The sequence below is a fragment of the Pseudomonas sp. AN3A02 genome (genome assembly GCF_011765255.1).
GTDB lineage: Bacteria > Pseudomonadota > Gammaproteobacteria > Pseudomonadales > Pseudomonadaceae > Aquipseudomonas.
Genome location: NZ_JAARNI010000002.1, coordinates 419,023 through 445,052, shown reverse-complemented (window position 1 = coordinate 445,052; position 26,030 = coordinate 419,023). Strand labels below are relative to the sequence as shown.

General features: G+C 61.3%; 28 protein-coding genes. 24 read left to right on the top strand and 4 right to left on the bottom strand.

What is annotated here, in order from left to right; translation table 11 throughout:
- Window positions 1–108 precede the first annotated feature (108 nt).
- From flhA to HBJ59_RS11700, 14 genes are all read left to right on the top strand, one after another.
- Window positions 109–2,223 carry a flagellar biosynthesis protein FlhA gene (flhA, locus tag HBJ59_RS11765; protein WP_218585839.1) on the top strand — a complete coding sequence of 705 codons (2,115 nt, stop codon included), beginning with the start codon at window positions 109–111 and terminating at the stop codon, window positions 2,221–2,223.
- Window positions 2,224–2,234: 11 nt separating this feature from the next.
- Complete coding sequence (gene flhF / locus HBJ59_RS11760) at window positions 2,235–3,551, top strand: flagellar biosynthesis protein FlhF (RefSeq protein ID WP_017477470.1); 1,317 nt, start codon at window positions 2,235–2,237, stop codon at window positions 3,549–3,551.
- Window positions 3,552–3,656: 105 nt separating this feature from the next.
- Window positions 3,657–4,490, top strand: a complete 834-nt coding sequence (fleN, locus tag HBJ59_RS11755; RefSeq protein ID WP_003192912.1) for a flagellar synthesis regulator FleN — start codon at window positions 3,657–3,659, stop codon at window positions 4,488–4,490.
- The gene (fliA, locus tag HBJ59_RS11750) at window positions 4,487–5,227 is read left to right on the top strand and encodes an RNA polymerase sigma factor FliA (RefSeq protein ID WP_076015161.1); all 741 of its coding nucleotides are present in this window, start codon (window positions 4,487–4,489) and stop codon (window positions 5,225–5,227) included. Before fleN ends, fliA begins: the two co-directional genes overlap by 4 nt.
- Window positions 5,228–5,397: 170 nt before the next feature.
- Window positions 5,398–5,772, top strand: a complete 375-nt coding sequence (locus HBJ59_RS11745) for a chemotaxis response regulator CheY (RefSeq protein ID WP_005790040.1) — start codon at window positions 5,398–5,400, stop codon at window positions 5,770–5,772.
- A gap of 18 nt (window positions 5,773–5,790) precedes the next feature.
- Window positions 5,791–6,579 (top strand): protein phosphatase CheZ, encoded by a 789-nt coding sequence (locus HBJ59_RS11740; RefSeq protein ID WP_063028114.1) that lies wholly within the window; start codon window positions 5,791–5,793, stop codon window positions 6,577–6,579.
- 11 nt (window positions 6,580–6,590) lie between these two features.
- Window positions 6,591–8,810 (top strand): chemotaxis protein CheA, encoded by a 2,220-nt coding sequence (locus HBJ59_RS11735; RefSeq protein WP_076015162.1) that lies wholly within the window; start codon window positions 6,591–6,593, stop codon window positions 8,808–8,810.
- A 49-nt stretch (window positions 8,811–8,859) separates the two neighbouring features.
- Window positions 8,860–9,981, top strand: a complete 1,122-nt coding sequence (locus HBJ59_RS11730) for a chemotaxis response regulator protein-glutamate methylesterase (RefSeq protein ID WP_076015163.1) — start codon at window positions 8,860–8,862, stop codon at window positions 9,979–9,981.
- Window positions 9,981–10,721, top strand: coding sequence for a flagellar motor protein (locus tag HBJ59_RS11725; RefSeq protein WP_010166125.1), 741 nt, complete (start codon window positions 9,981–9,983; stop codon window positions 10,719–10,721). The genes HBJ59_RS11730 and HBJ59_RS11725 overlap by 1 nt, the downstream gene beginning before the upstream one ends.
- Before the next feature lie 142 nt (window positions 10,722–10,863).
- A complete protein-coding gene (motD, locus tag HBJ59_RS11720; RefSeq protein WP_076015164.1) occupies window positions 10,864–11,751 on the top strand; it encodes a flagellar motor protein MotD in 888 nt (295 codons plus the stop codon).
- A gap of 51 nt (window positions 11,752–11,802) precedes the next feature.
- Window positions 11,803–12,591, top strand: coding sequence for a ParA family protein (locus tag HBJ59_RS11715; protein WP_076015165.1), 789 nt, complete (start codon window positions 11,803–11,805; stop codon window positions 12,589–12,591).
- Window positions 12,592–12,733: 142 nt separating this feature from the next.
- Entirely contained in the window at window positions 12,734–13,549 is an 816-nt protein-coding gene (locus HBJ59_RS11710; RefSeq protein ID WP_167663643.1) for a CheW domain-containing protein, read from the top strand.
- 73 nt (window positions 13,550–13,622) lie between these two features.
- Window positions 13,623–14,108, top strand: coding sequence for a chemotaxis protein CheW (locus HBJ59_RS11705; RefSeq protein ID WP_106576477.1), 486 nt, complete (start codon window positions 13,623–13,625; stop codon window positions 14,106–14,108).
- Window positions 14,109–14,504, top strand: coding sequence for a DUF2802 domain-containing protein (locus HBJ59_RS11700; RefSeq protein ID WP_167663642.1), 396 nt, complete (start codon window positions 14,109–14,111; stop codon window positions 14,502–14,504). It abuts the gene before it with no gap.
- A gap of 33 nt (window positions 14,505–14,537) precedes the next feature.
- On the opposite strand, the gene HBJ59_RS11695 is transcribed toward HBJ59_RS11700, so the two are convergent.
- From HBJ59_RS11695 to HBJ59_RS11685, 3 genes are all read right to left on the bottom strand, one after another.
- Window positions 14,538–15,701 carry a hypothetical protein gene (locus HBJ59_RS11695; RefSeq protein WP_076015168.1) on the bottom strand — a complete coding sequence of 388 codons (1,164 nt, stop codon included), beginning with the start codon at window positions 15,699–15,701 and terminating at the stop codon, window positions 14,538–14,540.
- Between the two features lie 225 nt (window positions 15,702–15,926).
- The gene (locus HBJ59_RS11690) at window positions 15,927–16,256 is read right to left on the bottom strand and encodes an EscU/YscU/HrcU family type III secretion system export apparatus switch protein (protein ID WP_076015169.1); all 330 of its coding nucleotides are present in this window, start codon (window positions 16,254–16,256) and stop codon (window positions 15,927–15,929) included.
- Complete coding sequence (locus HBJ59_RS11685) at window positions 16,253–17,836, bottom strand: flagellar hook-length control protein FliK (RefSeq protein WP_076015170.1); 1,584 nt, start codon at window positions 17,834–17,836, stop codon at window positions 16,253–16,255. The genes HBJ59_RS11690 and HBJ59_RS11685 overlap by 4 nt, the downstream gene beginning before the upstream one ends.
- A gap of 252 nt (window positions 17,837–18,088) precedes the next feature.
- Between HBJ59_RS11685 and ccmA the strand changes: the two genes are divergently transcribed.
- From ccmA to HBJ59_RS11635, 10 genes are all read left to right on the top strand, one after another.
- Window positions 18,089–18,670: a cytochrome c biogenesis heme-transporting ATPase CcmA gene (gene ccmA / locus HBJ59_RS11680; protein ID WP_372241475.1), complete on the top strand. Its 582-nt coding sequence runs from the start codon at window positions 18,089–18,091 to the stop codon at window positions 18,668–18,670.
- Window positions 18,667–19,335 carry a heme exporter protein CcmB gene (ccmB, locus tag HBJ59_RS11675; protein WP_093207517.1) on the top strand — a complete coding sequence of 223 codons (669 nt, stop codon included), beginning with the start codon at window positions 18,667–18,669 and terminating at the stop codon, window positions 19,333–19,335. Before ccmA ends, ccmB begins: the two co-directional genes overlap by 4 nt.
- A gap of 82 nt (window positions 19,336–19,417) precedes the next feature.
- Window positions 19,418–20,173, top strand: coding sequence for a heme ABC transporter permease (locus tag HBJ59_RS11670; RefSeq protein WP_167663640.1), 756 nt, complete (start codon window positions 19,418–19,420; stop codon window positions 20,171–20,173).
- Window positions 20,170–20,346, top strand: coding sequence for a heme exporter protein CcmD (gene ccmD, locus HBJ59_RS11665; RefSeq protein ID WP_008434788.1), 177 nt, complete (start codon window positions 20,170–20,172; stop codon window positions 20,344–20,346). Before HBJ59_RS11670 ends, ccmD begins: the two co-directional genes overlap by 4 nt.
- Window positions 20,343–20,798, top strand: coding sequence for a cytochrome c maturation protein CcmE (gene ccmE, locus HBJ59_RS11660; RefSeq protein WP_008434786.1), 456 nt, complete (start codon window positions 20,343–20,345; stop codon window positions 20,796–20,798). Before ccmD ends, ccmE begins: the two co-directional genes overlap by 4 nt.
- A 3-nt stretch (window positions 20,799–20,801) precedes the next feature.
- Window positions 20,802–22,790, top strand: a complete 1,989-nt coding sequence (locus HBJ59_RS11655; RefSeq protein WP_167663639.1) for a heme lyase CcmF/NrfE family subunit — start codon at window positions 20,802–20,804, stop codon at window positions 22,788–22,790.
- Window positions 22,787–23,323 carry a DsbE family thiol:disulfide interchange protein gene (locus HBJ59_RS11650; protein ID WP_008434782.1) on the top strand — a complete coding sequence of 179 codons (537 nt, stop codon included), beginning with the start codon at window positions 22,787–22,789 and terminating at the stop codon, window positions 23,321–23,323. Before HBJ59_RS11655 ends, HBJ59_RS11650 begins: the two co-directional genes overlap by 4 nt.
- Entirely contained in the window at window positions 23,320–23,793 is a 474-nt protein-coding gene (locus tag HBJ59_RS11645) for a cytochrome c-type biogenesis protein (protein WP_010166149.1), read from the top strand. The genes HBJ59_RS11650 and HBJ59_RS11645 overlap by 4 nt, the downstream gene beginning before the upstream one ends.
- Entirely contained in the window at window positions 23,786–24,979 is a 1,194-nt protein-coding gene (gene ccmI / locus HBJ59_RS11640; RefSeq protein WP_076015175.1) for a c-type cytochrome biogenesis protein CcmI, read from the top strand. The genes HBJ59_RS11645 and ccmI overlap by 8 nt, the downstream gene beginning before the upstream one ends.
- Before the next feature lie 15 nt (window positions 24,980–24,994).
- A complete protein-coding gene (locus HBJ59_RS11635) occupies window positions 24,995–25,399 on the top strand; it encodes a hypothetical protein (protein ID WP_167663638.1) in 405 nt (134 codons plus the stop codon).
- Between the two features lie 43 nt (window positions 25,400–25,442).
- Here HBJ59_RS11635 and HBJ59_RS11630 read toward each other — a convergent pair whose 3' ends face one another.
- The gene (locus tag HBJ59_RS11630) at window positions 25,443–25,901 is read right to left on the bottom strand and encodes an HIT family protein (RefSeq protein ID WP_167663637.1); all 459 of its coding nucleotides are present in this window, start codon (window positions 25,899–25,901) and stop codon (window positions 25,443–25,445) included.
- Between the last annotated feature and the right edge of the window lie 129 nt (window positions 25,902–26,030).

Sequence of the window (26,030 nt, the reverse complement as noted above, 5' to 3'; positions counted from 1 at the left end):
TCCCTCAGGCAAAAGTTGGAAGGCTTCTTGCAATACCGCCTCCAGGACGCCTCCCGGCGTCAAAAGTTTGCTTCAAGGAAACGAGGAATACCGGTGGATCGTTCTCAAATGCTCAACACGGCACGTGGCACCCTGACTGACCTCTCGCGAGGCAATCTGGGTGTGCCGTTGTTGTTGCTGGTGATGCTGGCAATGATGATGTTGCCAATGCCGCCGTTCCTGCTGGACGTGTTCTTCACTTTCAACATCGCGCTGTCTGTGGTCGTGCTGCTGGTGTGTGTGTACGCCCTGCGACCGCTGGATTTCGCGGTATTCCCGACGATTCTGCTGATCGCCACGCTGCTGCGGCTGGCGCTTAACGTGGCCTCTACCCGGGTGGTGATGCTCCACGGCCAGGACGGCCACGCCGCCGCAGGCAAGGTGATCCAGGCCTTCGGTGAGGTGGTGATCGGCGGTAACTACGTGGTCGGTATCGTGGTTTTTGCGATCTTGATGATCATCAACTTCGTGGTAGTGACCAAGGGCGCCGGGCGGATTTCCGAGGTGAGCGCGCGTTTCACCCTCGACGCGATGCCCGGCAAACAGATGGCCATCGACGCCGACCTCAACGCCGGCCTGATCGACCAGAACCAGGCCAAATCCCGCCGTCTTGAAGTCGCCCAGGAAGCCGAGTTCTACGGTTCCATGGACGGTGCCAGCAAATTCGTGCGCGGTGACGCCATCGCCGGCCTGCTGATTCTGTTTATCAACCTGATCGGCGGCATGGCAGTCGGCATCTTCCAGCACGGCATGACCTTCGGCGACGCCGGCAAGGTTTACGCCCTGCTGACCATCGGTGACGGTTTAGTGGCGCAATTGCCATCACTGTTGTTATCTACAGCAGCGGCGATCATGGTGACCCGTGCTTCGGGCTCCGAAGACATGGGCAAGCAGATCAGCCGGCAGATGTTTGCTTCGCCCAAGGCATTGGCCGTGGCGGCGGGCATCATGGCGATCATGGGCATCGTCCCGGGTATGCCGCATTTCTCCTTCTTGAGCATGGCGGCGCTGGCGGCAGGCGGTGCGTATCTGTTCTGGAAAAAGCAAAACAACATCAAAGTGATTGCCCAGCAGGAAGTCGCACGCCAGCAGGAACTGCTGCCGTCCCCGGCCCGGGCCCAGGAAACCAAGGAGTTGGGCTGGGACGACGTGACCCCGATCGACATGATCGGCCTGGAAGTCGGCTACCGCCTGATTCCCCTGGTGGATCGCAACCAGGGCGGCCAATTGCTGGCGCGGATCAAGGGCGTGCGCAAGAAGCTGTCCCAGGACCTGGGCTTCCTGATGCCCACCGTGCACATCCGCGACAACCTCGACCTGGCTCCCAGCGCCTACCGCCTGACCTTGATGGGGGTGATCCTGGCCGAAGCCGAGATCTACCCGGACCGCGAACTGGCGATCAACCCGGGCCAGGTGTTCGGTACGCTCAACGGCATTACCGCCAAAGATCCGGCTTTTGGCCTGGAAGCGGTCTGGATCGAAATCAGCCAGCGCAGCCAGGCGCAGTCGCTCGGCTATACCGTGGTCGACGCCAGCACCGTGGTCGCGACTCACCTCAACCAGATTCTGTACAAGCATTCCCACGAGCTGATTGGCCACGAAGAAGTCCAGCAGCTCTTGCAATTGCTGGCCAAAGCCTCGCCAAAGCTCGCCGAAGAACTGGTGCCGGGCGTGCTGTCTACCTCGCAACTGCTCAAGGTGCTGCAGGCGCTGTTGGCCGAACAGGTGCCGGTGCGGGACATTCGCAGCATTGCCGAAGCTATCGCCAACAATGCCGCCAAGAGTCAAGATACTGCCGCCCTGGTGGCCGCAGTGCGCGTCGGATTGTCGCGTGCAATCGTCCAAAGCATTGTAGGGCTTGACTCCGAGCTGCCTGTGATCACCTTGGAACCAAGGTTGGAACAAATATTGCTCAATAGTATTCAGAAGGCTGGGCAGGGCGCTGATGAAGGCGTGTTGCTGGAGCCAAGCATGGCTGAGAAGCTGCAGCGTTCGTTGATTGAGGCCGCGCAGCGCCAGGAAATGGAAGGCCATCCGGTGATCCTGCTGGTGGCTGGCCCCGTCCGGGCGATGTTGTCGCGGTTTGGACGCCTGGCTATACCGAATTTGCATGTATTGGCTTACCAGGAAATTCCTGACAATAAGCAAGTGACTATCGTCGCGACAGTAGGGCCCAACGGCTGAGGTAGTGGGATATGCAAGTGAAGCGTTTTTTCGCCGCCGATATGCGTCAGGCCATGAAACTGGTACGTGATGAGCTGGGCGCCGACGCTGCGATTATCGGTAACCGTCGTATTGCCGGCGGTGTCGAGCTGACGGCTGCCCTCGATTACAAGCCCTCGGCCCTGGCGCCGCGTGTGCCGAACATGGAACTGGAAGACGAGCTGCGCAAGACCGCTTCGCGCATTGTCTCGGCCCAGGCTGAACTGAGCATGCGTGGCGACAGCGATGCCTCCACCAATCGCCAGCTGTTTGCCGGGTTGCCGCTGACGGCGTCCGAGCCGCTGGTAGAACCGACTTTTGTTGAGCCGCCGCGTCCTGCTGCGCCCGCCCCGGCGGCAGCGGTAGACCAGCGAGTGTTCGACTCGATGCGTTTCGAACTCAACGGCCTGCGTGAACTGCTGGAAGTGCAGCTGGGCTCGCTGGCCTGGAACCAGTTGCAGGGCAGCCAGCCGCAACAGGCCAACCTGTGGCGTCGCCTGCAACGCATCGGCCTGTCCGGCCCGCTGTCCCGCGACCTGCTGCAACTGACCACCCAAATTGAAGAACCTCGCCAGGCCTGGCGCATGCTCCTGGCCCACCTGGCGCGGATGATCGTCACCCCGGAAATCGAACCCCTGGAAGAAGGCGGCGTGATTGCCATGGTCGGCCCTGCCGGCATGGGCAAGACCACCACCCTGGCCAAGCTGGCCGCACGTTACGTGCTCAAGTACGGCGCACAGAACATCGCGCTGGTGAGCATGGACAGCTACCGCATTGGCGCCCAGGAACAGCTCAAGACCCTGGGCCGCATTCTCAATGTGCCGGTGACCCACGTCGACCCGGGCCAGTCCCTGGCCAACGCCCTCGACCCACTGCTGCGCAAGCGCGTGGTGCTGATCGACACCGCCGGCCTGCAAGCCAGCGACCCGGCCCTGCGCATGCAGCTGGAAAGCCTGGCCGGGCGCGGGATCAAATCCAGAAACTATTTGGTACTTGCTACCACCAGCCAGAAGCAGGTATTGACCGCCGCCTATCACAGCTACAAGCGCTGTGGGCTGGCGGGCTGCATCCTGACTAAACTGGATGAAACGGCAAGCCTGGGCGAAGTATTGAGCCTGGCCATCAGTCATGAATTACCGGTTGCTTACCTGACCGACGGGCCGCGGATCCCGGATGATTTGCATCTGCCGCGCCGTCATCAGTTGGTCAGCCGGGCTGTCAGCGTGCAAATGCAGGAAGAACCCAGTGAGGAAGCGATGGCTGACATGTTTGCTGACCTCTACCACAGTCCGAACAAACGTGTCGGCTGAGGCAATATGAACACAGTGCAAAGTATCTACATCGATGGTCTGCCAGCAGTTCGCGCGGCCAAGTCATGTAGCCTGCGTCTAAGCAAGACAAGGTAAAGAAATAAAATGGGCAGCATGCATCCCGTACAGGTGATCGCGGTGACCGGCGGCAAAGGTGGCGTCGGGAAAACTAACGTGTCAGTGAATTTGTCCCTGGCCCTGGCAGAGCTTGGCCGTCGCGTCATGCTGCTGGATGCTGACCTGGGTCTGGCGAACGTTGACGTTCTGCTGGGACTGACGCCCAAACATACCCTGGCCGATGTCATCGAAGGCCGCTGTGAGCTGCGCGACGTACTGTTGCAAGGCCCCGGCGGGATTCGCATCGTGCCGGCCGCGTCCGGCACCCAGAGCATGGTGCACCTGAGCCCGGCGCAGCATGCCGGCCTGATTCAGGCGTTCAGCGACATTGGCGACAACCTCGACGTGCTGGTGATCGACACCGCCGCCGGGATCGGCGAGTCCGTGGTCAGCTTCGTGCGAGCAGCCCAGGAAGTGTTGCTGGTGGTGTGCGACGAACCGACCTCGATCACCGACGCCTACGCGCTGATCAAACTGCTCAACCGCGACTACGGCATGAACCGCTTCCGCGTGCTGGCCAACATGGCCCAAAGCCCGCAGGAAGGGCGGAATCTGTTCGCCAAGTTGACCAAGGTCACAGATCGCTTCCTCGATGTCGCCTTACAATACGTTGGCGCAGTTCCCTACGACGAGTGCGTACGCAAGGCCGTGCAAAAGCAGCGTGCGGTCTATGAAGCGTTCCCTCGTTCGAAGTGCGCATTGGCGTTCAAGGCTATTGCCCAGAAGGTCGATACCTGGCCGTTGCCCGCCAACCCGCGTGGGCATCTGGAGTTTTTCGTCGAGCGATTGGTGCATCAGACGAGCGCAGGACCGGTGCTATGACATCCAGCGGCTACAACCTTTACAAGAAGTCGGCACGTGACAGTCAAGTCGAATTGATCGAGCGCTATGCGCCCCTGGTCAAGCGCATTGCCTATCACTTGCTGGCGCGCCTGCCCGCCAGTGTCCAGGTCGAAGACTTGATCCAGGCCGGGATGATCGGCTTGCTCGAAGTGTCGACCAAATACGATGCGAGCAAGGGCGCAAGTTTCGAGACATACGCGGGTATTCGTATCCGTGGGGCCATGCTCGATGAAGTGCGTAAAGGTGATTGGGCGCCGCGTTCGGTACACCGCAATACGCGCATGGTAAGTGACGCAATTCGCTCAATTGAAGCAAAAACCGGTCGCGACGCTAAAGATCACGAAGTTGCGGCCGAACTCCAATTGAGTCTCGACGATTACTACGGGATTTTGAACGATACCTTGGGCAGCCGCCTGTTCAGTTTCGACGACCTTTTGCAGGACGGCGAACATGAAGGGCTGCACGAGGACGGCGCGAGTGCTCATCTCGAACCGTCACGCGATCTGGAAGATGAACGCTTCCAGACTGCGCTGGCGGACGCGATTGCCAATTTGCCGGAGCGTGAGCGACTGGTGTTGGCGCTGTACTACGACGAAGAGCTGAACCTCAAGGAAATCGGTGAGGTCCTGGGAGTCAGCGAATCGCGAGTCAGCCAGTTACACAGCCAGTGCGCGGCCCGCTTGCGGGGGCGTTTGGGAGAGTGGCGAGCGCGCTGACAGGCAGTGTGGGGACACTGCGAACGATACCGTCCAGGCGCTGCGCCCGGACGGGCTTGGCCCGTGGTGCGCCCCCGGTAGTCCTTTTTGTGTAACGCCTGTTGATTGATATGGCGCGCCCAGGTGCTGGGCGCGTTTAAGACTGCTTGGAGGTCGAATTGGACAAGAACATGAAAATCCTCATCGTTGATGACTTCTCAACGATGCGGCGGATCATAAAAAACCTGTTGCGTGACCTTGGGTTCACTAACACGGTCGAGGCGGATGACGGCATTACGGCGATTCCGATCCTCAACAGCGGGAGCATCGACTTTCTGGTAACGGACTGGAACATGCCGGGCATGACCGGTATCGATCTGCTGCGCCACGTGCGCGCGGATGAAAAACTGCGCAGCCTGCCTGTGCTGATGGTGACCGCTGAAGCCAAGCGTGAACAGATCATCGAAGCCGCCCAAGCCGGGGTTAACGGCTACGTGGTCAAGCCATTCACTGCACTGGCCTTGAAAGAGAAGATCGAAAAGATCTTCGAACGCATCGGTCATTGATGCTGCCACGGGGGAGCTATGGAGCATAAAGAATCATCGCAGGCCGACTTCGAGTCGACCCTGAAAAAACATGCCCACCAACTTGTCGAAAGCCTTGAAAAAGGCCAGTTCGGTGACGCGGTGCAGTTAATCCATGAGCTCAACCAGACCCGTGACCGCGGCCTGTACCAGGAAGTGGGCAAGCTCACGCGTGAGTTGCACAGTGCGATTGTCAATTTTCAGATTGACCCGCACATGCCCCAGGCCGAAGAAATCTCGCAGATCACGGATGCCACCGAACGCCTGTCCTATGTGGTCAGGCTGACTGAGGCGGCGGCCAACCGCACCATGGACCTGGTGGAAAACGCCACGCCTCTGGTCAACGGTATGGCCAGTGAAGCCAAGGCCCTGAGCACTGACTGGGGCCGGTTCATGCGTCGGGAAGTGGGCGCTGAAGAGTTTCGTGAACTGGCGCGTCGGGTCGAGGGCTTTTTGTCCCGCAGCGAGCAGGAAAACCGCACGGTTTCCAGCAACCTGAATGACATTCTGCTGGCCCAGGACTACCAGGACCTCACCGGTCAGGTGATCAAGCGCGTGACCCAACTGGTCACCGAAGTGGAAAGCAACCTGCTCAAACTGGTGTTGATGGCGGGTCAAGTTGACCGGTTTGCCGGCATCGAACATGACCGCGAAGCGATCCTTTCTGAAAAAGATCCACAAAAACACCTCGCCAAGGGTGAAGGTCCGCAGATTCATGCCGATAAACGTGAAGACGTTGTATCCGGGCAAGACGACGTAGACGATTTGCTGTCCAGTTTAGGCTTCTAAGGAGCACACCCATGAGCTTCGGCGCCGATGAAGAAATCCTTCAGGATTTCCTTGTAGAGGCCGGCGAAATTTTAGAGCAACTGTCCGAGCAACTGGTCGAGCTGGAAAGCCGACCGGATGATGCGAACCTGCTCAATGCAATTTTTCGCGGTTTTCACACTGTAAAAGGGGGCGCCGGCTTCCTCCAGCTCCACGAGCTGGTGGAGTGCTGTCACATCGCCGAGAACGTGTTCGACATCCTGCGCAAGGGTGAGCGGCACGTCGACTCGGAACTGATGGACGTGATCCTGGAAGCGCTGGATGCGGTCAACGGCATGTTCAGTGAAGTGCGCGAACGTGCACCGATCACGGCCGCCACCCCGGAACTGCTGGCCGCCCTGGCGCGCCTGGCAGAACCTGCGGCCAATGCGCCGGTGGTTGAAGCGGTGGCTGAGCCTGTCGCCGAGCCTGCGGGCGACGTGACCGACAGCGAATTCGAACAACTGCTGGACTCGCTGAACGCCGTCAAGGCCGAAGCCGAAGCTCCGGCGGCCAGTGCGCCGGCCATGGTGCCGACCACCGAAGACATTACCGACGCCGAGTTCGAGTCATTGCTCGACCAGTTGCACGGCAAGGGCCAGTTTGCCCCGGACGCGGTGGCCGCAGCGCCAGCGCCTACGGAAGCCGCGGCGCCTGCCAGCAACGAAATCACCGATGACGAATTTGAAGCGTTGCTGGACCAGTTGCATGGCAAAGGCTCGTTTGCTGCCGATGCACTGCCGGAAGTTGCTGCAGCAGTCGCTGCACCTGCAGCACCCGCTGCTGCTGCCGCTGCACCGGCTGCCGATGGACTGATCTCCGATCACGAATTCGAAGCCCTGCTGGATGAACTGCATGGCAAGGGCAAGTTCACCGAAGTGGCCGGCGCTGCTGCACCGGCTGCTACAGCGGCCACTGCGGTTGCAACGCCGGCCCCGGTGGCCGCCAAGGCCGCTGCACCGGTGGCTGCAAAACCTGCACCGGCCCCAGCACCCGCGCGTGCCTCTGCTGCTCCGGCTCCTGACAAGCAACCAGCCAGTGAAGCCGAAACCACCGTGCGGGTTGATACCGCGCGCCTGGACGACATCATGAACATGGTCGGCGAACTGGTGCTGGTGCGTAACCGCCTGGTGCGCCTGGGCCTGAACAGCGGCGATGAGGCCATGCAAAAGGCCGTGTCGAACCTCGACGTGGTCACCGCCGACCTGCAAACCGCTGTCATGAAGACCCGGATGCAGCCGATCAAGAAAGTCTTCGGCCGCTTCCCGCGTCTGGTTCGCGACCTGGCACGCCAGCTCAAGAAAGAGATCAACCTGGAACTGGTGGGTGAAGAAACCGACCTCGACAAAAACCTTGTCGAGGCCCTGGCCGACCCGCTGGTCCACTTGGTGCGCAACGCTGTCGACCACGGCATCGAGTCCCCGGAAGAACGTGAAGCTTCGGGCAAGAACCGCCTGGGCAAAGTGATCCTGGCGGCCGAACAGGAAGGCGACCACATCCTGCTGTCGATCACCGATGACGGCAAAGGCATGGACCCGAATATCCTGCGGGGCATCGCGGTCAAGCGTGGCGTGATGGACAAGGACGCCGCCGACCGTCTCACCGACACCGAGTGCTACAACCTGATCTTCGCCCCGGGCTTCTCCACCAAGACCGAGATTTCCGACGTGTCGGGCCGTGGCGTGGGCATGGACGTGGTGAAGACCAAGATCAGCCAGCTCAACGGCTCGATCAACATTTACTCGACCAAGGGCCTGGGCTCGAAGATCGTCATCAAGGTGCCGTTGACCCTGGCGATCATGCCGACTCTGATGGTGATGCTGGGCAACCAGGCGTTCGCCTTCCCGCTGGTCAACGTCAACGAAATTTTCCACCTCGACCTGTCGCGCACCAACGTGGTGGACGGCCAGGAAGTAGTGATCGTGCGCGACAAGGCGCTGCCACTGTTCTACCTCAAGCGCTGGCTGGTGGCTTCGGCCAAGCATGAAGAGCAGCGCGAAGGCCATGTGGTGATTCTTTCCGTGGGCACCCAGCGTATCGGCTTTGTCGTCGATCAACTGGTGGGCCAGGAAGAAGTGGTCATCAAGCCTTTGGGCAAAATGCTGCAGGGAACCCCGGGCATGTCGGGTGCGACCATTACCGGTGACGGTCGGATCGCGCTGATTCTGGATGTTCCGAGCATGCTCAAGCGTTACGCCGCACGGCGTATTTGATTCGGCCCGGGCAGGGCGGTTGTCCCTCGCCCGGCCTAACGGAGTGTTTATGGTAGTCAAGGTCCTGGTGGTGGACGATTCAGGTTTCTTCCGTCGCCGCGTCTCGGAAATTCTTTCATCGGATTCCAATATCCAGGTGGTCGGTACGGCCACCAACGGCAAAGAGGCGATCGATCAGGCCATGGCCCTCAAGCCAGACGTGATCACCATGGACTACGAGATGCCGATGATGGACGGCATCACGGCGGTGCGGCACATCATGCAGCGCTGCCCGACTCCGGTGTTGATGTTCTCCTCGCTGACCCACGAAGGCGCCCGGGTCACCCTGGATGCGCTGGACGCCGGCGCGGTGGACTTCCTGCCGAAGAATTTCGAAGACATCTCGCGCAACCCCGAGAAGGTCAAGCAGATGCTCTGCGAGAAGGTGCACAGCATCTCCCGCAGTAACCGTCGCAGCCTGTTCAGTGCGCCGGCGCCGGCACCTGTTACACCGCCCCCGGCAGCCCCGAGCACTTTTGGTCGCCCGGCGCCTGCGCCGGTTGCGCGTCCGGCCGCAGCGCCTGTGCGTACGGCTGCGCCCTCCGCGCATTCGCCTGCTCCCAAGCGCAAAGCCTACAAGCTGGTGGCCATCGGTACCTCCACCGGCGGCCCGGTTGCCTTGCAGCGGGTGTTGACCCAACTGCCGGCCAACTTCCCGGCGCCGATCGTGTTGATCCAGCACATGCCTGCCGCGTTCACCAAGGCCTTTGCCGAGCGCCTGGACAAGCTGTGCCGCATCAGCGTCAAGGAAGCCGAGGATGGCGACATCCTGCGCCCGGGTCTCGCGCTGCTGGCCCCTGGCGGCAAGCAGATGATGGTCGATGGCCGTGGCGCGATCAAAATCCTGCCGGGTGACGAGCGCCTGAACTACAAGCCGTGTGTGGATATCACCTTCGGTTCCGCAGCCAAGTCCTACGGCGACAAAGTTCTGGCGGTGGTCTTGACCGGCATGGGTGCCGACGGCCGCGAAGGCGCACGTTTGCTCAAGCAGGGCGGCAGCGCGATCTGGGCCCAGGATGAAGCCAGCTGCGTGATCTATGGCATGCCCATGGCCATCGTCAAAGCCGACCTGGCCGACGCCGTCTACAGCCTGGACGACATCGGCAAGCATCTGGTGGAGGCCTGCCTGTAATGGATGTATTGAGCCTGATTGGCATCATCATGGCGTTTGTCGCGATTATCGGCGGCAACTACCTCGAAGGCGGCCACCTGGGTGCCCTGGCCAACGGCCCGGCAGCGTTGATCGTGATCGGCGGCACGGTGGGCGCGGCCTTGCTGCAGTCGCCCATGAGTTCGTTCAAGCGCGCGATGCAGATCCTTATCTGGATTATTTTTCCGCCGCGTGTCGACTTGCCGGGCGGCATCGACCGCGTGGTTAACTGGAGCCTCACGGCGCGCAAGGAAGGCCTGCTGGGCCTGGAAGGCGTGGCCGATGCCGAGCCCGACAGCTACGCACGCAAAGGCTTGCAATTGCTGGTGGACGGCGCCGAGCCGGAAGCGATTCGCAGCATCCTGGAAGTGGATTTCTACACCCAGGAAAGCCGCGACATCAACGCCGCCAAAGTCTTTGAAAGCATGGGCGGCTACGCGCCGACCATCGGCATCATCGGTGCGGTGATGGGCTTGATCCACGTGATGGGCAACCTGGCCGATCCGTCGCAACTGGGCAGCGGGATTGCCGTGGCGTTCGTCGCCACCATCTACGGCGTGGCCAGTGCCAACCTGGTGTTGTTGCCGGTGGCCAGCAAGCTCAAGTCGATCGCCATGCGCCAGTCGCGTTATCGCGAGATGTTGCTGGAAGGCATCCTCTCGATTGCCGAGGGTGAAAACCCGCGCTCCATCGAATTGAAGCTCCAGGGCTTCATGGATTGATGGTCATGAACCCTGTAGGAGCGAGCTTGCTCGCGAAAAACCCGAGAACAACGCGTTCATCCAGGATGCCCGCGTTATCGTTGACGATTTTCGCGAGCAAGCTCGCTCCTACAGGTGATTCGTTTTGTCGAGGTAGTCGCCTGTGAGCCGTCGCCGCCGCGAGCCTGAAGAACACGTCAACCATGAACGCTGGCTGGTGTCCTACGCCGACTTCATTACGCTGTTGTTCGCGTTTTTTGTGGTGATGTACTCCATTTCCTCGATCAACGAAGGCAAGTACAAAGTCATTTCCCAGGCGCTTATCGGCGTGTTCAACGACGCTGACCGCGCCCTCAAGCCGATCCCGATCGGCGAAGAACGCCCCAAGACCGTGACCCCGGCCAAACCGCTGGTCAACGACAGTGATGAAACCGCCGCCGGCATCGGTGGCACCAGCGACCCGCTGAAAAGCATCGCCGATGACATCAGCGCAGCCTTTGGCGACCTGATCAGCTCCAACCAGATGACCGTGCGCGGCAATGAGTTGTGGGTGGAAATCGAGCTTAATTCCAGCCTGCTGTTCGCCAGCGCCGATGCGATGCCCAGCGACCAGGCGTTCACCATCATCGACAAGGTGGCGGCGATACTGAAGCCGTTTGAAAACCCGGTCCACGTTGAAGGGTTTACCGACAACCTGCCGATCAGCACGGCGCAGTATCCGACCAACTGGGAGCTGTCTTCGGCCCGCGCGGCGAGTATTGTGCGGATGCTGGCGATGCAGGGCGTGAATCCCGGGCGCCTGGCGTCGGTGGGGTACGGCGAGTTCCAGCCGGTGGCCAATAACGCCACGGCAGAAGGCCGTGCGCGTAACCGTCGGGTGGTGCTGGTGGTGTCGCGCAACCTCGATGTGCGCCGCAGCCTGACCGGTACCGGCACCGCCAATGCAACACCGGATGCCGCCTTGAAGCGGGCTGGCACACAAACTGCACCAGCGCCCGTAAAGGCGCCGGTTCGCGGGAGTGCCGTCAATTCTCCGTCACCGGCTCTATAACCCTATGCAATTTCTCGGTCGAGCCTGTGCCTGCCGGGAGGAACAATCCGAATGAGAGTCTGGGCAGTTGCCAATCAAAAGGGTGGTGTCGGTAAAACCACCACTTCCATCGCCTTGGCCGGCTTGCTGGCAGAGGCCGGCAAGCGTGTGGTCGTGGTCGACCTGGACCCCCACGGCTCCATGACCAGCTATTTCGGCTACGACCCGGATGCCCTGGAGCACAGTTGCTACGACCTGTTCCTGCACAAGGGCAGTGTGCCGGCGGATTTGCCGGGCCAACTGATGCTGCCTACCAGTAATGAAAAGATCTCGTTGCTGCCGTCGAGCACCGCCCTGGCTACCCTTGAGCGCCAGTCTCCGGGGCAGAGCGGCCTGGGCCTGGTGATCGCCAAGACCCTGGCGCAGCTGTGGCAGGACTTCGACTACGCGATCATCGACAGCCCGCCTTTACTGGGCGTGCTGATGGTCAACGCCCTGGCCGCCAGTCAACAGCTGGTGATCCCGGTGCAGACCGAGCACCTGGCCGTCAAAGGCCTGGAACGCATGGTCAGCACCCTGGCGATGATCAACCGCTCGCGCAAACAGGCGTTGCCGTTCAGCATCGTGCCGACCCTGTTTGACCGCCGTACCCAGGCGTCCCTCGGCACCTTGCGGGTATTGCGCGACGCCTATCCGGACACCATCTGGCAAGGCTACATCCCGGTGGACACGCGCCTGCGGGATGCGAGCCGGGCAGGGCTGACGCCATCGCAATTCGACGGCAAGAGCCGTGGCGTGCTGGCGTATCGGGCGTTGCTCAAGCACCTGTTGTCCCAGCAACTTGTGGCGCAGGTGGCGTGATGATCATTGTAGGAGCCTGGCTTGCCAGCGATGCAGACGCCGCAGTTTTCGCGACAAAACCGGCTCTCGATTCAAGTCCGGACACCCACAGGCCGATAACCTCTAAACACAGGGTTGATGGGGCTTGCGCGTGGGCATACAGATGAACCGTCCCGTTGATTTCAAGACCCGGCCGCAACTGGCGCTGGAGTCCTACCTGGACGCCTTGCTCCAGGACGCGACCGAGGAAATGCCGGAACCGATTCTGATCCTCGATGAAGTCATCGAGCCTGAACCTGCGGCCCTGGACGAGTTTCAACTGGCGGTCCTGGAAGAGCAGGCCCGTGATGCGTTGGTGGTCCCCGTAGCGGTTCCGGCACCGGTTGCCGTGCCCGTGCCCGTGCCTGTTGCGCCTGTGGTGATCGCGCCCGTGGTGGTCGAGCCGGTGGTTGAGGTTCATCTCCCGCCGAGCATCACGCCGCCGCCGGTACAGGGCGATGGTCGGCCGGCGTGGGCCGCCGAGCCGTTCGAATGTTTGCTGTTCGACGTCGCCGGGTTGACCCTGGCGGTGCCGCTGGTGTGCCTGGGCTCGATCTACTCCCTGGAAGGCCAGGAGTTGACGCCGCTGTTTGGCCAGCCGGAATGGTTCCTCGGGATCCTGCCGAGCCAGCAGGGCAACTTGAAGGTATTGGACACTGCGCGTTGGGTGATGCCTGACCGCTATCGGGATGATTTCCGCCAGGGCCTGCAATACGTTATTTCGGTCCAGGGCTACGAGTGGGGGCTGGCAGTGCATCAGGTCAGCCGCTCATTGCGCCTGGACCCGAACGAAATCAAATGGCGCAGCCACCGGGGCCAGCGGCCATGGCTGGCGGGCACCGTGATCGAACACATGTGCGCGTTGCTGGATGTCGCCGAACTGGCGGAGCTGATTGCCAGCGGCGCGGTAAAAGCGATGTCGCTCAACAAACGCACTTGATAACAAGCAGCAGCGCTACGGTGCTGCCCAAGAACACACACCGTAACCAACGGTATTTGAAGGGGTCTGGAGTATGAACAAATCAGCGTCCGCACAAGGTCTGGTGGATGATCCAATCCTGCAATGGGTCACCTTCAAGCTGGACAACGAGTCCTACGGCATCAACGTGATGCGTGTGCAGGAAGTGCTGCGCTACACCGAAATCGCTCCGGTTCCGGGTGCCCCAAGCTACGTGCTGGGCATCATCAACCTGCGCGGTAACGTTGTAACTGTGATCGACACCCGCCAGCGTTTTGGCCTGGTGCCGACCGAAGTCAACGACAACACCCGCATCGTGATCATCGAAGCCGACAAGCAAGTGGTCGGGATCATGGTCGACAGCGTGGCGGAAGTGGTTTACCTGCGCCAATCTGAAGTCGAGACCGCGCCGAACGTCGGCAACGAAGAATCGGCCAAGTTCATCCAGGGTGTCTGCAACAAGAACGGCGAGCTGCTGATTCTGGTTGAGCTGGACAAGATGATGAGCGAAGAAGAATGGCAGGATCTGGAGAATATCTGATTGTTCCTTGAGGTAGCGGTGATCGTCCTGGCCATCTTATGGGCCGGGACCTTGGGCTTCCTGCTGCGCTACGTGCGCCAGCAACGGGAATTGGCCATGCAACAGGCCGAGCACGACGCCGTGCGCGACCGGCGCATCCTGGAATTGGTCAAGCGGGTCGACCACTTCCAGCAGAGCGCGGTACGTGTAGGGGATGAAGTGCACGAACTGCGTTCGGTGCTGGCGCCGTTGCCGGACAAGCTGTCTGCGCTGGAGCAGCGTGACCCGTCGAGCCTGTCATTCGCCCAGGCGGCGAAGTTGGTGGGCATGGGCGCGACGGTGGATGAGCTGACCCAGTCCTGCGGGTTGACCCAGGCTGAAGCGCAGTTGATGAGCCGGTTGCACAAGGACAGCTGAAGGTTACGAGCGGCAAGCAGGTTTGCTTGCCGCTTATAGCTGATGCCGGTTGCTCAGCCATTCGGCCATGGTCGAGTCTTCGAGCGCATATTCACCACGGTTGGCTTTCCAGACCAACTCCTTCTCCCGCAGCACTTCCAGCGCTTTCTGAACGTTTGGCGTGCTTGCGTTCGGCTCGACCTGGGCCAACTCCAATTTGCGGTTCACGTCCTGGAAGGTTTTTTCCGCAAAAGGCGAGAACGCTTGCTTGCCCAGGGTTCGTTCGCCCATCACTTCCAGCACTGCTTGTTGCAAGGGTGACAGGTCGTTGTAGGCGCTCTCGTAGTCGCTCCAGATTCCGGCCTGGTGATTCAGTGCCCCGGTCCTCAGCAACTCGCCAAGGTTGCTGGCTTCGCCAAGACCCACGCTGACTTCGGTCAACAGTTTGTTGAGCATCTCCGGGCGCCGGCCGACGAGCTGGAACGCATAGTCCATATCCTCAAGGTTGAACTGGTTGGTTGCGGCCAGGCGCTGGTTCCACAGGTCCGTCACGAACTCCACAAAGTCGCGGCTCAGCAACGGGAATGGCGTGATGTGGGCGCCGAAAAACGGTTGTTTGCTCTTGAGGACCAGGTTGGCCAGTTTGTCCCGGCTGGACCCGGTGAAGACCAGGCGCAGGCCGTCTGTGGTGCTGCTGCCGTTGAGATGGTCTCGTGCAGCCTTGAGGGCGAACATTGCGTTCACGCCACCCTCGCTGTTGAGGGCGTGCTGGGCTTCGTCGACGATCAGCACGATCATCTGCCCCGAGACCTGGTGCAGCACGTCCAGCGCATGGGTGAGCGTGGTGCCGGAGGGCAATTGAGGTTTGGTGAAATCCCAACTCAAGGTGCGCAGCAGGCTGATCTTCTCGATACCGGCCTTCTTGGCCGCTTTGCTCACTGCGCTTTCGAACTCGCCCAGGGCTTTGCCGATGGCCCCGGAGATCAGCTCGGCGGGGTCGATTTCGCGGTTCATCCAGAGGTCCACGTACACCGGCAGCCAGCCGCGCGCCTTGCATTCGGGGATGAGGTCGTTGCGCAGGAACGTACTCTTACCCGTACGACGAGGCGCCGCGAGGAACATCCCGGAGCTGTAATCGGCAAATGACTCGCCCGCCAAATCACGGGCCAGCGCTTCGGCGAGTAGCTTTCGACTGAGGATCGGGCGGGTAGGGCTCATGGGTTTTATCCTGAACTATCGGGTTCGGGATAATCTATACCTTGAAAGATATAATTGCTATACACCGACGGTTACAGACACTGATCATTCCCACGCTCTGCGTGGGAATGCATCCCGTGACGCTCCGCGTCACCACTGCGCATGACTTGAACTTTGCAGCGCCAGTTGGACGCGGAGCGTCCGAGGCCGCGTTCCCACGCAGAGCGTGGGAACGATCAGGCCACATTAATAATCGTCGCCTCTTTCCGTCACATCCCGCTCTACCGGCCCTCCATCCGGGTCATAACCCACCGGGAACTTGCCCTTCAACGTCCAGGCAAACGCGATGATCTCGGCGACGGTGCGGTACAACTCTTCCGGGATGCTGTCGCCCAATTCCATGCGCGCCAGTAATTTGACCAGCTCGGCATTTTCGTAGATCGGGACTTCGTTTTCCCGGGCCAGCTTGAGGATGGCTTCGGCCAGGGCGTCGTCGCCCTTGGCCGTCAGGGTCGGTGCTTGTTGCCCATCGTATTTGAGGGCAATGGCCTGGCGGGGCGGGTTGGGGTTTTTCATGCGGTTTCATCCACCCAGCGTTGTTCCAGTCCGGTTTTCGGGCCGCGCGGCGGGGTGCCGAGGTGGCAGTCCAGGTCGCCGACGTTGAGCCCCGACGACACCAGGCGCTCGCGCAGGCTACCCAAGTGGCTTTCGATCAGGCTGGCGGTGAACGGGCGGCTCGCCCACAGTTGACTCGACAGCTTGCCCTGGCTCAGTTGCGCCTGAACCTGCAACGGGCCCAGAGGCTCCATGTCGAGGGCCATTTCCACGCGCCAGAGCATTTGCTTGGGGTCCTTGGTGTCCTTGCGTTCCGGCTGATCCTTGTCGGGGGCCGGTTCTTCACGCTGGAACTTGACCTGCAACGGCACGATGTCCTGCAAGGTACGCATTGGGATTTCCAGCTGCCAGGTGGTCAAGAGCTTGCCATCGGCGGTGGTACCGGTTTGTTCCAGGCTCGACAGCTGATGGCTTTGCAAGCGGGAAATGGCGCCGGCGGCCAGGCGCAGCAGGTTTTCCAGGTCGCTCTCACCTTCCAGGCGTTGCATCAGCCGATCCGGCAGCGGAAAGCCAGCGGGTGCTTGGCGGGCGCCGACCTGGCCGAGGGTGCCCAGCGGGCTGCGCACGAAGCTGGGCAGCAGTTGCGCCAGGGTGTTGGCGGCCAGGATCGCGTTGAGGTTGGTGCTGGCGGGCAGGTTAGGCAGCAGGTCGGCGACGAAGCGCAGCAGGGCGCCTTTCATGTCCAGCGGCGGTATCTGCGGGTTTTGCCCGGCGAGCAGCTTGGCTTCCAGGAATGTGCCGCTGTTCTGGATCAGTTGCGCGAGTACCTTGGGATTGCTGGCTTGGGCCAGGTCGGGCAGGCTCGCCAGCAATCGCTCGGCGGCGGCACGCAAATCGACTGAGGTGCTGTCGCTACGGGTCGCCGGCAGGCTTTGCAACGCGGTGAACACCACGTCCAGCGAACCCTGGCGGCTTTGTTGGGTGGAGAGTTGTTGGGCCACGGCCAGTTGGTCCTGGCGCCCGCTCAGGGGCACAAAGCTCAAGGTCTGGGCACTTTGCACCACGGCACTGAGCAGGCTGCCGATGCGCAATGGCTGCGGGCTTTCGACGGTCAGGGTCGCGCCGCTGAGGACGTTATTGAGCACCGACACCAGCGAGCGATACACCACCGGCTGGTTGGCGCCCTGGGGCAGCGCCTGGGTGGTCAGCACCTTGCCTTGCAGCAGCGTGCCCACCGGCAGTTGGCTGGTGTCGATGCGTGTCAGCGCGGCGACACTGGAACTCAACGCCTGCTGAAGGCTGATGGACAAGTTGCCCGACGACGTCTGGCTGACCTCCACCTGGGTGCCCAGCGGCAGCGGCTGGCTGCTGCTGGCCTGCACCAGGGTTTGCCGGCCGCCTTCCAGGGTCAGCTTGAGCAGCAACTGAAAGGCATCGCCGCCTTGTTTAAGTGCCAGCACCTCGGCGTTCACGGTTTTACCGGGGTCAATCAGGCCGGTCTGCGGCTCCAGCAGTTTCAGCAGCTCACCCGTCGCAGGCGCGGGCGCAGGCCCGGCCGGCAGCGTGGGAGGAAGCGTGGGAAGATTGATCTCACCGGTCATCGTGCGCGCCGTCTCAAGGGAAATTGCCCTCTTTAGAGTAGGGCATCACATGTATAATGCCGCCCGTCTTCAAAGAGAGCGGTATAAACATCACAACTATTTGATCCAGCTCTCTAAAATCGGTCGCCAAAGCAGTTAATGTGCATCTCTTTAACGGCCGTTCCACCGCCGACTTGAACCGTAAAGGCCCGCGATCTCTTGACCAGCCCTCTTCTAGAAGCCGTAGCGCTCGCCTGTGAACGTGACCTGCGGATGCTGTTCGAACACCTCGAACTGCGTCTGGCGGGCGGCGACATGGTGCAAGTCAGCGGCCCCAACGGCAGCGGCAAGACCAGCCTGTTGCGGCTGTTGGCCGGCCTGATGCAGCCGACGGCGGGCGAAGTGCGGCTCAATGGCAAACCGTTGCACGAGCAACGCACCGAGCTGGCGCGCAACCTGATCTGGATCGGCCACGCCGCCGGGATCAAGGATGTGCTCACCGCCGAAGAAAACCTCAGCTGGCTCAGCGCCCTGCATCATCCCGCAAGTCGCGAGGCGATCTGGCAAGCCCTCGCCGCCGTTGGCCTGAAGGGTTTTGAAGACGTTCCCTGTCACACCCTGTCCGCCGGGCAACAGCGCCGCGTGGCCCTGGCCCGTTTGTATCTGGGCGGCCCGCCGCTATGGATTCTCGACGAACCCTTCACCGCCCTCGATAAACAAGGCGTCGCTCAGCTGGAAGAACACCTCGCCGCCCATTGCGAGCAGGGCGGCATGATTGTCCTTACGACTCACCACACGTTGACGCGCATTCCCGCCGGTTACCGCGACCTCGACCTGGGCCGGTGGTCGGTATGAGTGTTTTTGCCCTGTTGGTCGCCCGCGAAGCGCGGTTACTCTGTCGCCGCCCGGCCGAACTGGCCAACCCGCTGGTGTTCTTCGCGATCGTGATCGCGCTGTTCCCGTTGGCGGTGGGCCCCGAGACTAAACTGTTGCAAACCTTGTCTCCGGGACTGGTCTGGGTGGCGGCACTTTTGTCGGTCCTGCTCTCGCTGGACGGGCTGTTTCGCAGTGATTTTGAAGATGGTTCCCTTGAACAGTGGGTCCTTTCGTCGCACCCCCTGCCACTTCTGGTATTGGCCAAGGTACTGGCACACTGGGTGTTTTCCGGCCTGGCGCTGGTATTGCTCGCGCCGTTGCTGGCGATGATGCTGGGATTGCCCACCGAGTGCCTGCCGGTGTTGCTCCTTTCCTTGTTGCTTGGCACGCCGGTACTCAGTCTACTGGGCGCCGTGGGAGCGGCGCTGACGGTCGGTTTGAAACGCGGCGGCCTGTTGTTGGCCCTGCTGATTTTGCCTTTGTATATCCCGGTGTTGATCCTGGGCAGCGGCGCTTTGCAAGCCGCGCTCCAGGGTATGCCGGCGACCGGTTACCTCCTGTGGCTTGGCAGCCTGGCCGCCCTGGCGGTAACCCTGACACCCTTTGCTATAGCGGCTGGCCTGAAGATCAGCGTCGGCGAATAATGAGGTCTGACCGAGCATTGTCTTGGTCAGTAAAGACCCTAAGCTTCTTGCCACGACAAGAAGCAACCGTGATGGAAACAGCATGAACTGGACCTGGTTTCACAAGCTCGGCTCGCCCAAATGGTTTTACGGCATCAGTGGCAAACTGCTGCCGTGGTTGAGCATCGCCGCTGTATTGCTGATCGGCATCGGCCTGGTCTGGGGCCTGGCCTTCGCGCCGCCGGACTACCAGCAAGGCAACAGCTTTCGCATCATCTACATTCACGTTCCCGCCGCGATGCTGGCCCAGTCCTGCTACGTGATGCTGGCGGTGTGCGGCATTGTCGGCCTGGTGTGGAAGATGAAGCTGGCGGACGTTGCCCTGCAATGCGCCGCGCCCATCGGTGCCTGGATGACCGCCGTGGCGCTGGTCACCGGCGCGATCTGGGGCAAGCCGACCTGGGGTTCGTGGTGGGTCTGGGACGCGCGACTCACCTCGATGCTGATTCTGCTGTTCCTGTATTTCGGCCTGATTGCCCTGGGCAACGCCATCAGCAACCGTGACAGCGCCGCCAAGGCCTGCGCGGTGCTGGCGATTGTCGGCGTGATCAACATCCCGATCATCAAATACTCGGTGGAGTGGTGGAACACCCTGCACCAGGGCGCCACCTTCACCCTCACCGAAAAGCCGTCAATGCCCGTGGAAATGTGGGCGCCGCTGCTGCTGATGGTGTTGGGGTTCTACTGTTTTTTCGGCGCCGTGCTGCTGATGCGCATGCGCCTCGAAGTGCTCAAGCGTGAAGCCCGCACCAGTTGGGTCAAGGCCGAAGTGCAAAACAGCCTGGGAGCCCGTGGATGAGCTTCAACTCTTTCAGTGATTTTCTCGCCATGGGCCATCACGCCCTGTATGTCTGGACGGCCTATGGCATCTGCCTGGCGGTGCTGGCCCTCAACGTCGCCGCGCCGATCCTGGCTCGCAAGCGTTACCTGCAACAAGAGGCGCGTCGTTTGCGCCGGGAGACCGAAAAGTGAATCCGCTGCGTAGAAAGCGTCTGTTGATCATCCTGGCCATCATGGCCGGTGTCGGCATTGCCGTGACCCTGGCCCTGAGTGCCCTGCGGGAGAACATCAACCTGTTCTACACCCCGACCCAGATTGCCAACGGCGAAGCGCCGCTGGACACGCGAATTCGTGCCGGTGGCATGGTCGAGAAGGGCTCGCTGCAACGCTCCGGCGACTCCCTGGACGTGAAATTCATCGTCACCGACTTCAACAAATCCGTGACCATCACCTACCGCGGCATCCTCCCGGACCTGTTCCGCGAAGGGCAGGGCATCGTCGCCCTCGGCAAGCTCAACGCCGACGGCGTGGTAGTGGCCGACGAAGTGCTGGCCAAGCACGATGAAAAATACATGCCGCCGGAAGTCACCAAGGCCCTGAAAGACAGCGGCCAATCCGCCCCGACCCCCGCCAAGGAGGGCTAAGTCATGACGTCCGCATTGTTTATTCCAGAGCTGGGCCAGTTGGCGATGATCCTCGCCCTGTGCTTCGCCATCGTCCAGGCCGTGGTCCCGTTGCTGGGTGCCTGGCGTGGTGACCGTTTGTGGATGAGCCTGGCCCAGCCGGCTGCCTGGGGCCAGTTCGCCTTTTTGCTGTTCGCCTTCGGTTGCCTGACCTACGCCTTCATGACCGACGACTTTTCCGTCGCCTACGTCGCCAACAACTCCAACAGCGCCTTGCCCTGGTACTACAAGTTCAGCGCCGTGTGGGGTGCCCACGAAGGTTCATTGTTGCTGTGGGCGTTGATCCTCGGCGGCTGGACCTTTGCCGTATCGGTGTTCTCCCGCCAGTTGCCGCAAGTCATGCTGGCCCGGGTGCTGGCGGTGATGGGCATGATCAGCATCGGCTTCCTGCTGTTCCTGATCATGACCTCCAACCCGTTCACCCGCATCCTGCCGCAGATCCCGGTAGACGGCCACGACCTCAACCCGTTGCTGCAAGACATCGGCCTGATCGTGCACCCGCCGATGCTCTACATGGGTTACGTCGGTTTCTCGGTCGCCTTCGCCTTCGCCATCGCCGCCTTGCTCGGCGGGCGTCTCGACGCGGCCTGGGCGCGCTGGTCGCGGCCATGGACCATCGTCGCCTGGGCGTTCCTCGGCATCGGCATCACTCTGGGCTCATGGTGGGCCTACTACGAGCTCGGCTGGGGGGGCTGGTGGTTCTGGGATCCGGTGGAAAACGCCTCCTTCATGCCATGGCTGGTGGGCACGGCGCTGATTCACTCGCTGGCAGTCACCGAAAAACGCGGCGTGTTCAAAAGCTGGACCGTATTGCTGGCCATCGCCGCGTTTTCCCTGAGCCTGCTGGGTACGTTCCTGGTGCGTTCTGGCGTGCTGACATCGGTTCACGCGTTTGCCTCCGACCCGGAGCGCGGCGTGTTCATCCTGATCTTCCTGCTGTTCGTGGTGGGCGGCTCGTTGACGTTGTTTGCGTTGCGCGCGCCAGTGGTCAAGAGCCATGTCGGCTTCAACCTCTGGTCCCGGGAAACCCTGCTGCTGGGCAATAACCTGGTGCTGGTGGTGGCGGCTTCGATGATCCTGCTCGGCACCCTGTACCCGCTGGCTCTGGATGCCCTGAGCGGCGCCAAACTGTCCGTCGGCCCGCCGTATTTCAACGCACTGTTCATCCCGTTGATGGCGCTGTTGATGGTGGTGATGGCGGTCGGCATGCTGGTGCGCTGGAAAGACACCCCGGTGAAATGGCTGGTGGGCATGCTCGCGCCGGTACTGCTCGGCAGCGCCGCGCTGGCCGTGATCGCCGGTATTGCCTACGGCGACTTCAACTGGGCCGTGCTCGCCACCTTCATGCTCGCCGCCTGGGTGTTGCTGGCCGGCGTACGTGACCTGATCGACAAGACCCGCCACAAAGGTTTGATCAAAGGCCTGCCGACCATGACCCGCAGCTACTGGGGCATGCAGGTTGCGCATATCGGCATCGCCGTGTGTGCGTTGGGCGTGGTGTTGTCCAGCCAGAACAGTGCCGAGCGCGACCTGCGCCTGGCACCCGGCGAGTCCATGGACCTGGCCGGTTACCACTTCATTTTCGAAGGCGCCAAGCACTTCGAAGGCCCGAACTTTACCTCAGACAAAGGCACCGTACGCGTCGTGCGCAACGGTAAGGAAATCGCGGTACTGCACCCGGAAAAACGCCTGTACACCGTGCAAAGCTCGATGATGACCGAAGCCGGGATCGACGCCGGTTTCACCCGCGACCTCTACGTCGCCCTGGGTGAACCACTGGGCGATGGCGCCTGGGCCGTGCGGGTCCACGTCAAACCGTTTGTGCGCTGGATCTGGTTCGGCGGCCTGCTCACCGGGTTCGGTGGTTTGCTGGCAGCAATGGACCGGCGCTACCGGGTCAAGGTCAAGAGCCGGGTGCGTGAAGCCCTCGGCCTGCAAGGAGCGGCGGTATGAAGCGTTGGTTGATGGTGTTACCGCTGGCGGCGTTTTTGGTGGTGGCGGTGTTCCTGTATCGCGGGCTGTACCTGGACCCGGCCGAGTTGCCGTCGGCCATGATCGGCAAGCCATTCCCGGCGTTCTCGCTGCCGACCGTGCAGGGCGACAAAACCCTGACCCAGGCTGACTTGCTGGGCAAACCGGCGCTGGTCAATGTGTGGGGCACCTGGTGCATTTCCTGCCGCGTCGAGCATCCGGTGCTGAACAAACTGGCGGAGAAGGGCGTGGTGATCTACGGCATCAACTACAAGGACGACAACGCTGCTGCCCTGAAGTGGCTGGCGGAATTCCACAACCCGTACCAGTTGGATATCCGCGACGAAGACGGCAACCTCGGCCTGAACCTCGGCGTATACGGCGCCCCGGAAACCTTCTTCATCGATGCCAAGGGCGTGATCCGCGACAAATACGTAGGCGTGATCGACGAAGTGGTGTGGCGCGAGCAACTGGCCGCCAAGTACCAGGCGCTGGTGGATGAGGCCAAGCCATGAAGCGTTGGTTAGCCGCCGCTGTATTGGGCTTGAGCATGGTCGGCGTGGCCCACGCCGCCATCGACACCTACGAATTTGCCAAGGACGGTGACCGCGAGCGTTTTCGCGAACTGACCAAGGAATTGCGCTGCCCCAAGTGCCAGAACCAGGACATCGCCGACTCCAACGCACCGATCGCCGCCGACCTGCGCAAAGAGATTTTCCGCATGCTCGGCGAGGGCAAGGACAATCAGCAGATCATCGACTTTATGGTCGACCGCTACGGTGACTTCGTGCGCTACAAGCCGGCGCTCACCGGCAAGACCGCGTTGCTGTGGTTCGGCCCGGCCGGTTTGTTGCTCGCCGGTGTCGTGGTGATGGCGGTGATTGTGCGCCGCCGTCGTGTGGCCCCGGCCGATGGCTCGGACTCGCTTTCCGTCGATGAGCGTCAACGCCTCGACCAACTGCTGGACAAAAAAACTGATGATTGATTTCTGGCTCGCAGCCGGTCTGCTGCTTCTGATTGCCCTGAGTTTCCTGCTGATCCCGGTGTTACGCGGCCGCCGTGCCCAGCGTGAAGAAGATCGCACCGCGCTGAACGTGGCGCTGTATCAAGAACGCGTGGCGGAACTGCAAACCCAGCAGTCCGAAGGCGTGCTGGATGCGGCCCAACTGGACAGCGGTCGCGCTGAAGCCGCTCGCGAGTTGCTGGCCGATACCGAAGGTGTGGAAAAGCCTCGGGAGTCGCGCCTCGGCAAACCCTTGCCGTTGCTCGCGGCCTTTCTGGTGCCGGTGCTGGGCGTGGCGCTGTACCTGCATTACGGGGCCAGCGACAAGGTCGAACTGACCCGCGAATTCTCCCAGCCGCCGGTGTCCATGGAAGACATGACCCGCCGCCTGGAGCGCGCCGCTGCTGCCCAACCGGATTCGCCGGAAGGCCTGTACTTCCTCGGTCGTGCCTACATGGCCCAGGACCGATCGGCTGATGCAGCCAAAGTCTTCGAGCGCACCGTGGCCTTGGCCGGCCGCCAGCCGGAATTGCTCGGGCAGTGGGCCCAGGCCCAATACTTTGCCGACAACAAACAGTGGTCGCCCAAGGTCCAGGCCTTGACCGACGAAGCACTGAAACTCGACCCGAAAGAAGTCACCAGCCTCGGCCTGCTGGGCATCGCCGCCTTTGAAGGCCAGCGTTACCAGGAAGCGATCGACTACTGGAACCGCCTGTTGGCGCAACTGCCGCCGGAAGACAACTCCCGGGCCGCGCTGCAAGGCGGCATTGACCGGGCGGCCGAGAAGCTCAAAGAGAGCGGCGGTAGCGTGGCACCAGTGAAGGCACAAAAGCAGATGCAAGTGCGTGTGGACCTGGCGGCGGATGTGAAGGCCAAGGCCTTGCCGACCGACAGCGTGTTCATCTTCGCCCGTGCCGTCAAAGGCCCACCGGCGCCATTGGCGGCCAAGCGCGTGACCGTGGCCGACCTGCCGATCACCGTCGAGTTGGGCGACAGCGATGCGATGATGCCGCAGTTGAAACTGTCCAACTTTCCCGAAGTCCAACTGGTTGCGCGCATATCCAGGGCCGGTCAACCGACCACTGGCGAGTGGATCGGCCGCAGCCAACCCCTGGCCAGCAGCACCACTGCGCTGCAGCAGCTGACCATCGACAGTCCGGATAAATAATTCGAGGAAATGCCCATGACCGCCATCGCTCGTATCACCCTGCTCAGCCTGGTATTGGGGTTGAGTGCTTGTGCGGTCCATCGGCCTCCGTCGCCTACCGGGCCGACCATTCCACCGACAGGGCCGTCGACCCAGCCGAGCACCCAGCCAGGCACCCAGCCTTCGGGCCCGGTGATTAAACCGTCGAAGCCGGTGCCGAGCTCCTCGCCGACCTTCGCACCGCCACCGGGTGCGGCCAGCCACTGGGACGGCAAGATGCAGGTGTACGTGCTGGACGAGCAGGCCGATACGTTCTACCGCCAGCGCACCTACTACCGCTGGAGCAACGGTTGGAGCCGCTCCATCAGCCCGAACGGGCCTTGGGAAGAGACCGATGTCCATGGCGTACCGCCGGGGTTGAGCAAGCAGTACGCGCAATGAATTTGGCTGTTTATCGGGACTGATACTGACCCTATAAGGTCGTTTATTTAAACGACCTTATATGTGCGGCGAGTTCAGCGAGCTCCCCGTCATCTGCCCTGTTTGAGTCGTGTGAGGAAATATAACCCTCATACACCTCATAGAACTTGTCCACCCGTGAGCTGATCTTTTTGAATGTGCTGTCTTGGCCAGTGCCATGCATTGGAAACAACTTCGCGTGTAGATGGTCAACCCCGTATCCCTCCAGGATCAACCCGGTGCGGGCGACATCTGGCAGGGATTTATCTATCAGTAGCGCGGTTTTCTTGGCTGCAACAATGAGTTCGCACAGCGTCGAGTCCGACTGCTTGAATGCGTAACTGTCATGATGAATTTTTGGGATAACTACCGTAAAGCCCGGCGTGTTTGGGAAGATTGATAGGAACGACATGTGCCTGTCGTCTTCCCATATGACGTGCGAAGGGGATACTCCTTGAACGATGTCGCAAAAAATACAGCTCATTCTGTATGTCTCTCTCATGGGTCGGAATAGTACTTCGTGATGAGATATAGCCCGGTTGTTCTAGCCAGGCAAAATAAACCGAAAATTTCCGAAGTTTCCTAGGACTGGCGCCGGATAAGTCGGGTGTTT

What these genes read in the sequence shown, in the direction of transcription:
- flhA (WP_218585839.1), top strand. Translation starts at nt 109, where the DNA reads ATGCTCAACACGGCACGTGGCACCCTGACTGACCTCTCGCGAGGCAAT.
- flhF (WP_017477470.1), top strand. Translation starts at nt 2,235, where the DNA reads ATGCAAGTGAAGCGTTTTTTCGCCGCCGATATGCGTCAGGCCATGAAA.
- fleN (WP_003192912.1), top strand. Translation starts at nt 3,657, where the DNA reads ATGGGCAGCATGCATCCCGTACAGGTGATCGCGGTGACCGGCGGCAAA.
- fliA (WP_076015161.1), top strand. Translation starts at nt 4,487, where the DNA reads ATGACATCCAGCGGCTACAACCTTTACAAGAAGTCGGCACGTGACAGT.
- HBJ59_RS11745 (WP_005790040.1), top strand. Translation starts at nt 5,398, where the DNA reads ATGAAAATCCTCATCGTTGATGACTTCTCAACGATGCGGCGGATCATA.
- HBJ59_RS11740 (WP_063028114.1), top strand. Translation starts at nt 5,791, where the DNA reads ATGGAGCATAAAGAATCATCGCAGGCCGACTTCGAGTCGACCCTGAAA.
- HBJ59_RS11735 (WP_076015162.1), top strand. Translation starts at nt 6,591, where the DNA reads ATGAGCTTCGGCGCCGATGAAGAAATCCTTCAGGATTTCCTTGTAGAG.
- HBJ59_RS11730 (WP_076015163.1), top strand. Translation starts at nt 8,860, where the DNA reads ATGGTAGTCAAGGTCCTGGTGGTGGACGATTCAGGTTTCTTCCGTCGC.
- HBJ59_RS11725 (WP_010166125.1), top strand. Translation starts at nt 9,981, where the DNA reads ATGGATGTATTGAGCCTGATTGGCATCATCATGGCGTTTGTCGCGATT.
- HBJ59_RS11715 (WP_076015165.1), top strand. Translation starts at nt 11,803, where the DNA reads ATGAGAGTCTGGGCAGTTGCCAATCAAAAGGGTGGTGTCGGTAAAACC.
- HBJ59_RS11710 (WP_167663643.1), top strand. Translation starts at nt 12,734, where the DNA reads ATGAACCGTCCCGTTGATTTCAAGACCCGGCCGCAACTGGCGCTGGAG.
- HBJ59_RS11705 (WP_106576477.1), top strand. Translation starts at nt 13,623, where the DNA reads ATGAACAAATCAGCGTCCGCACAAGGTCTGGTGGATGATCCAATCCTG.
- HBJ59_RS11695 (WP_076015168.1), bottom strand. Translation starts at nt 15,701, where the DNA reads ATGAGCCCTACCCGCCCGATCCTCAGTCGAAAGCTACTCGCCGAAGCG.
- HBJ59_RS11690 (WP_076015169.1), bottom strand. Translation starts at nt 16,256, where the DNA reads ATGAAAAACCCCAACCCGCCCCGCCAGGCCATTGCCCTCAAATACGAT.
- HBJ59_RS11685 (WP_076015170.1), bottom strand. Translation starts at nt 17,836, where the DNA reads ATGACCGGTGAGATCAATCTTCCCACGCTTCCTCCCACGCTGCCGGCC.
- ccmA (WP_372241475.1), top strand. Translation starts at nt 18,089, where the DNA reads ATGCTGTTCGAACACCTCGAACTGCGTCTGGCGGGCGGCGACATGGTG.
- ccmB (WP_093207517.1), top strand. Translation starts at nt 18,667, where the DNA reads ATGAGTGTTTTTGCCCTGTTGGTCGCCCGCGAAGCGCGGTTACTCTGT.
- HBJ59_RS11670 (WP_167663640.1), top strand. Translation starts at nt 19,418, where the DNA reads ATGAACTGGACCTGGTTTCACAAGCTCGGCTCGCCCAAATGGTTTTAC.
- ccmD (WP_008434788.1), top strand. Translation starts at nt 20,170, where the DNA reads ATGAGCTTCAACTCTTTCAGTGATTTTCTCGCCATGGGCCATCACGCC.
- HBJ59_RS11655 (WP_167663639.1), top strand. Translation starts at nt 20,802, where the DNA reads ATGACGTCCGCATTGTTTATTCCAGAGCTGGGCCAGTTGGCGATGATC.
- HBJ59_RS11650 (WP_008434782.1), top strand. Translation starts at nt 22,787, where the DNA reads ATGAAGCGTTGGTTGATGGTGTTACCGCTGGCGGCGTTTTTGGTGGTG.
- HBJ59_RS11645 (WP_010166149.1), top strand. Translation starts at nt 23,320, where the DNA reads ATGAAGCGTTGGTTAGCCGCCGCTGTATTGGGCTTGAGCATGGTCGGC.
- ccmI (WP_076015175.1), top strand. Translation starts at nt 23,786, where the DNA reads ATGATTGATTTCTGGCTCGCAGCCGGTCTGCTGCTTCTGATTGCCCTG.
- HBJ59_RS11635 (WP_167663638.1), top strand. Translation starts at nt 24,995, where the DNA reads ATGACCGCCATCGCTCGTATCACCCTGCTCAGCCTGGTATTGGGGTTG.
- HBJ59_RS11630 (WP_167663637.1), bottom strand. Translation starts at nt 25,901, where the DNA reads ATGAGCTGTATTTTTTGCGACATCGTTCAAGGAGTATCCCCTTCGCAC.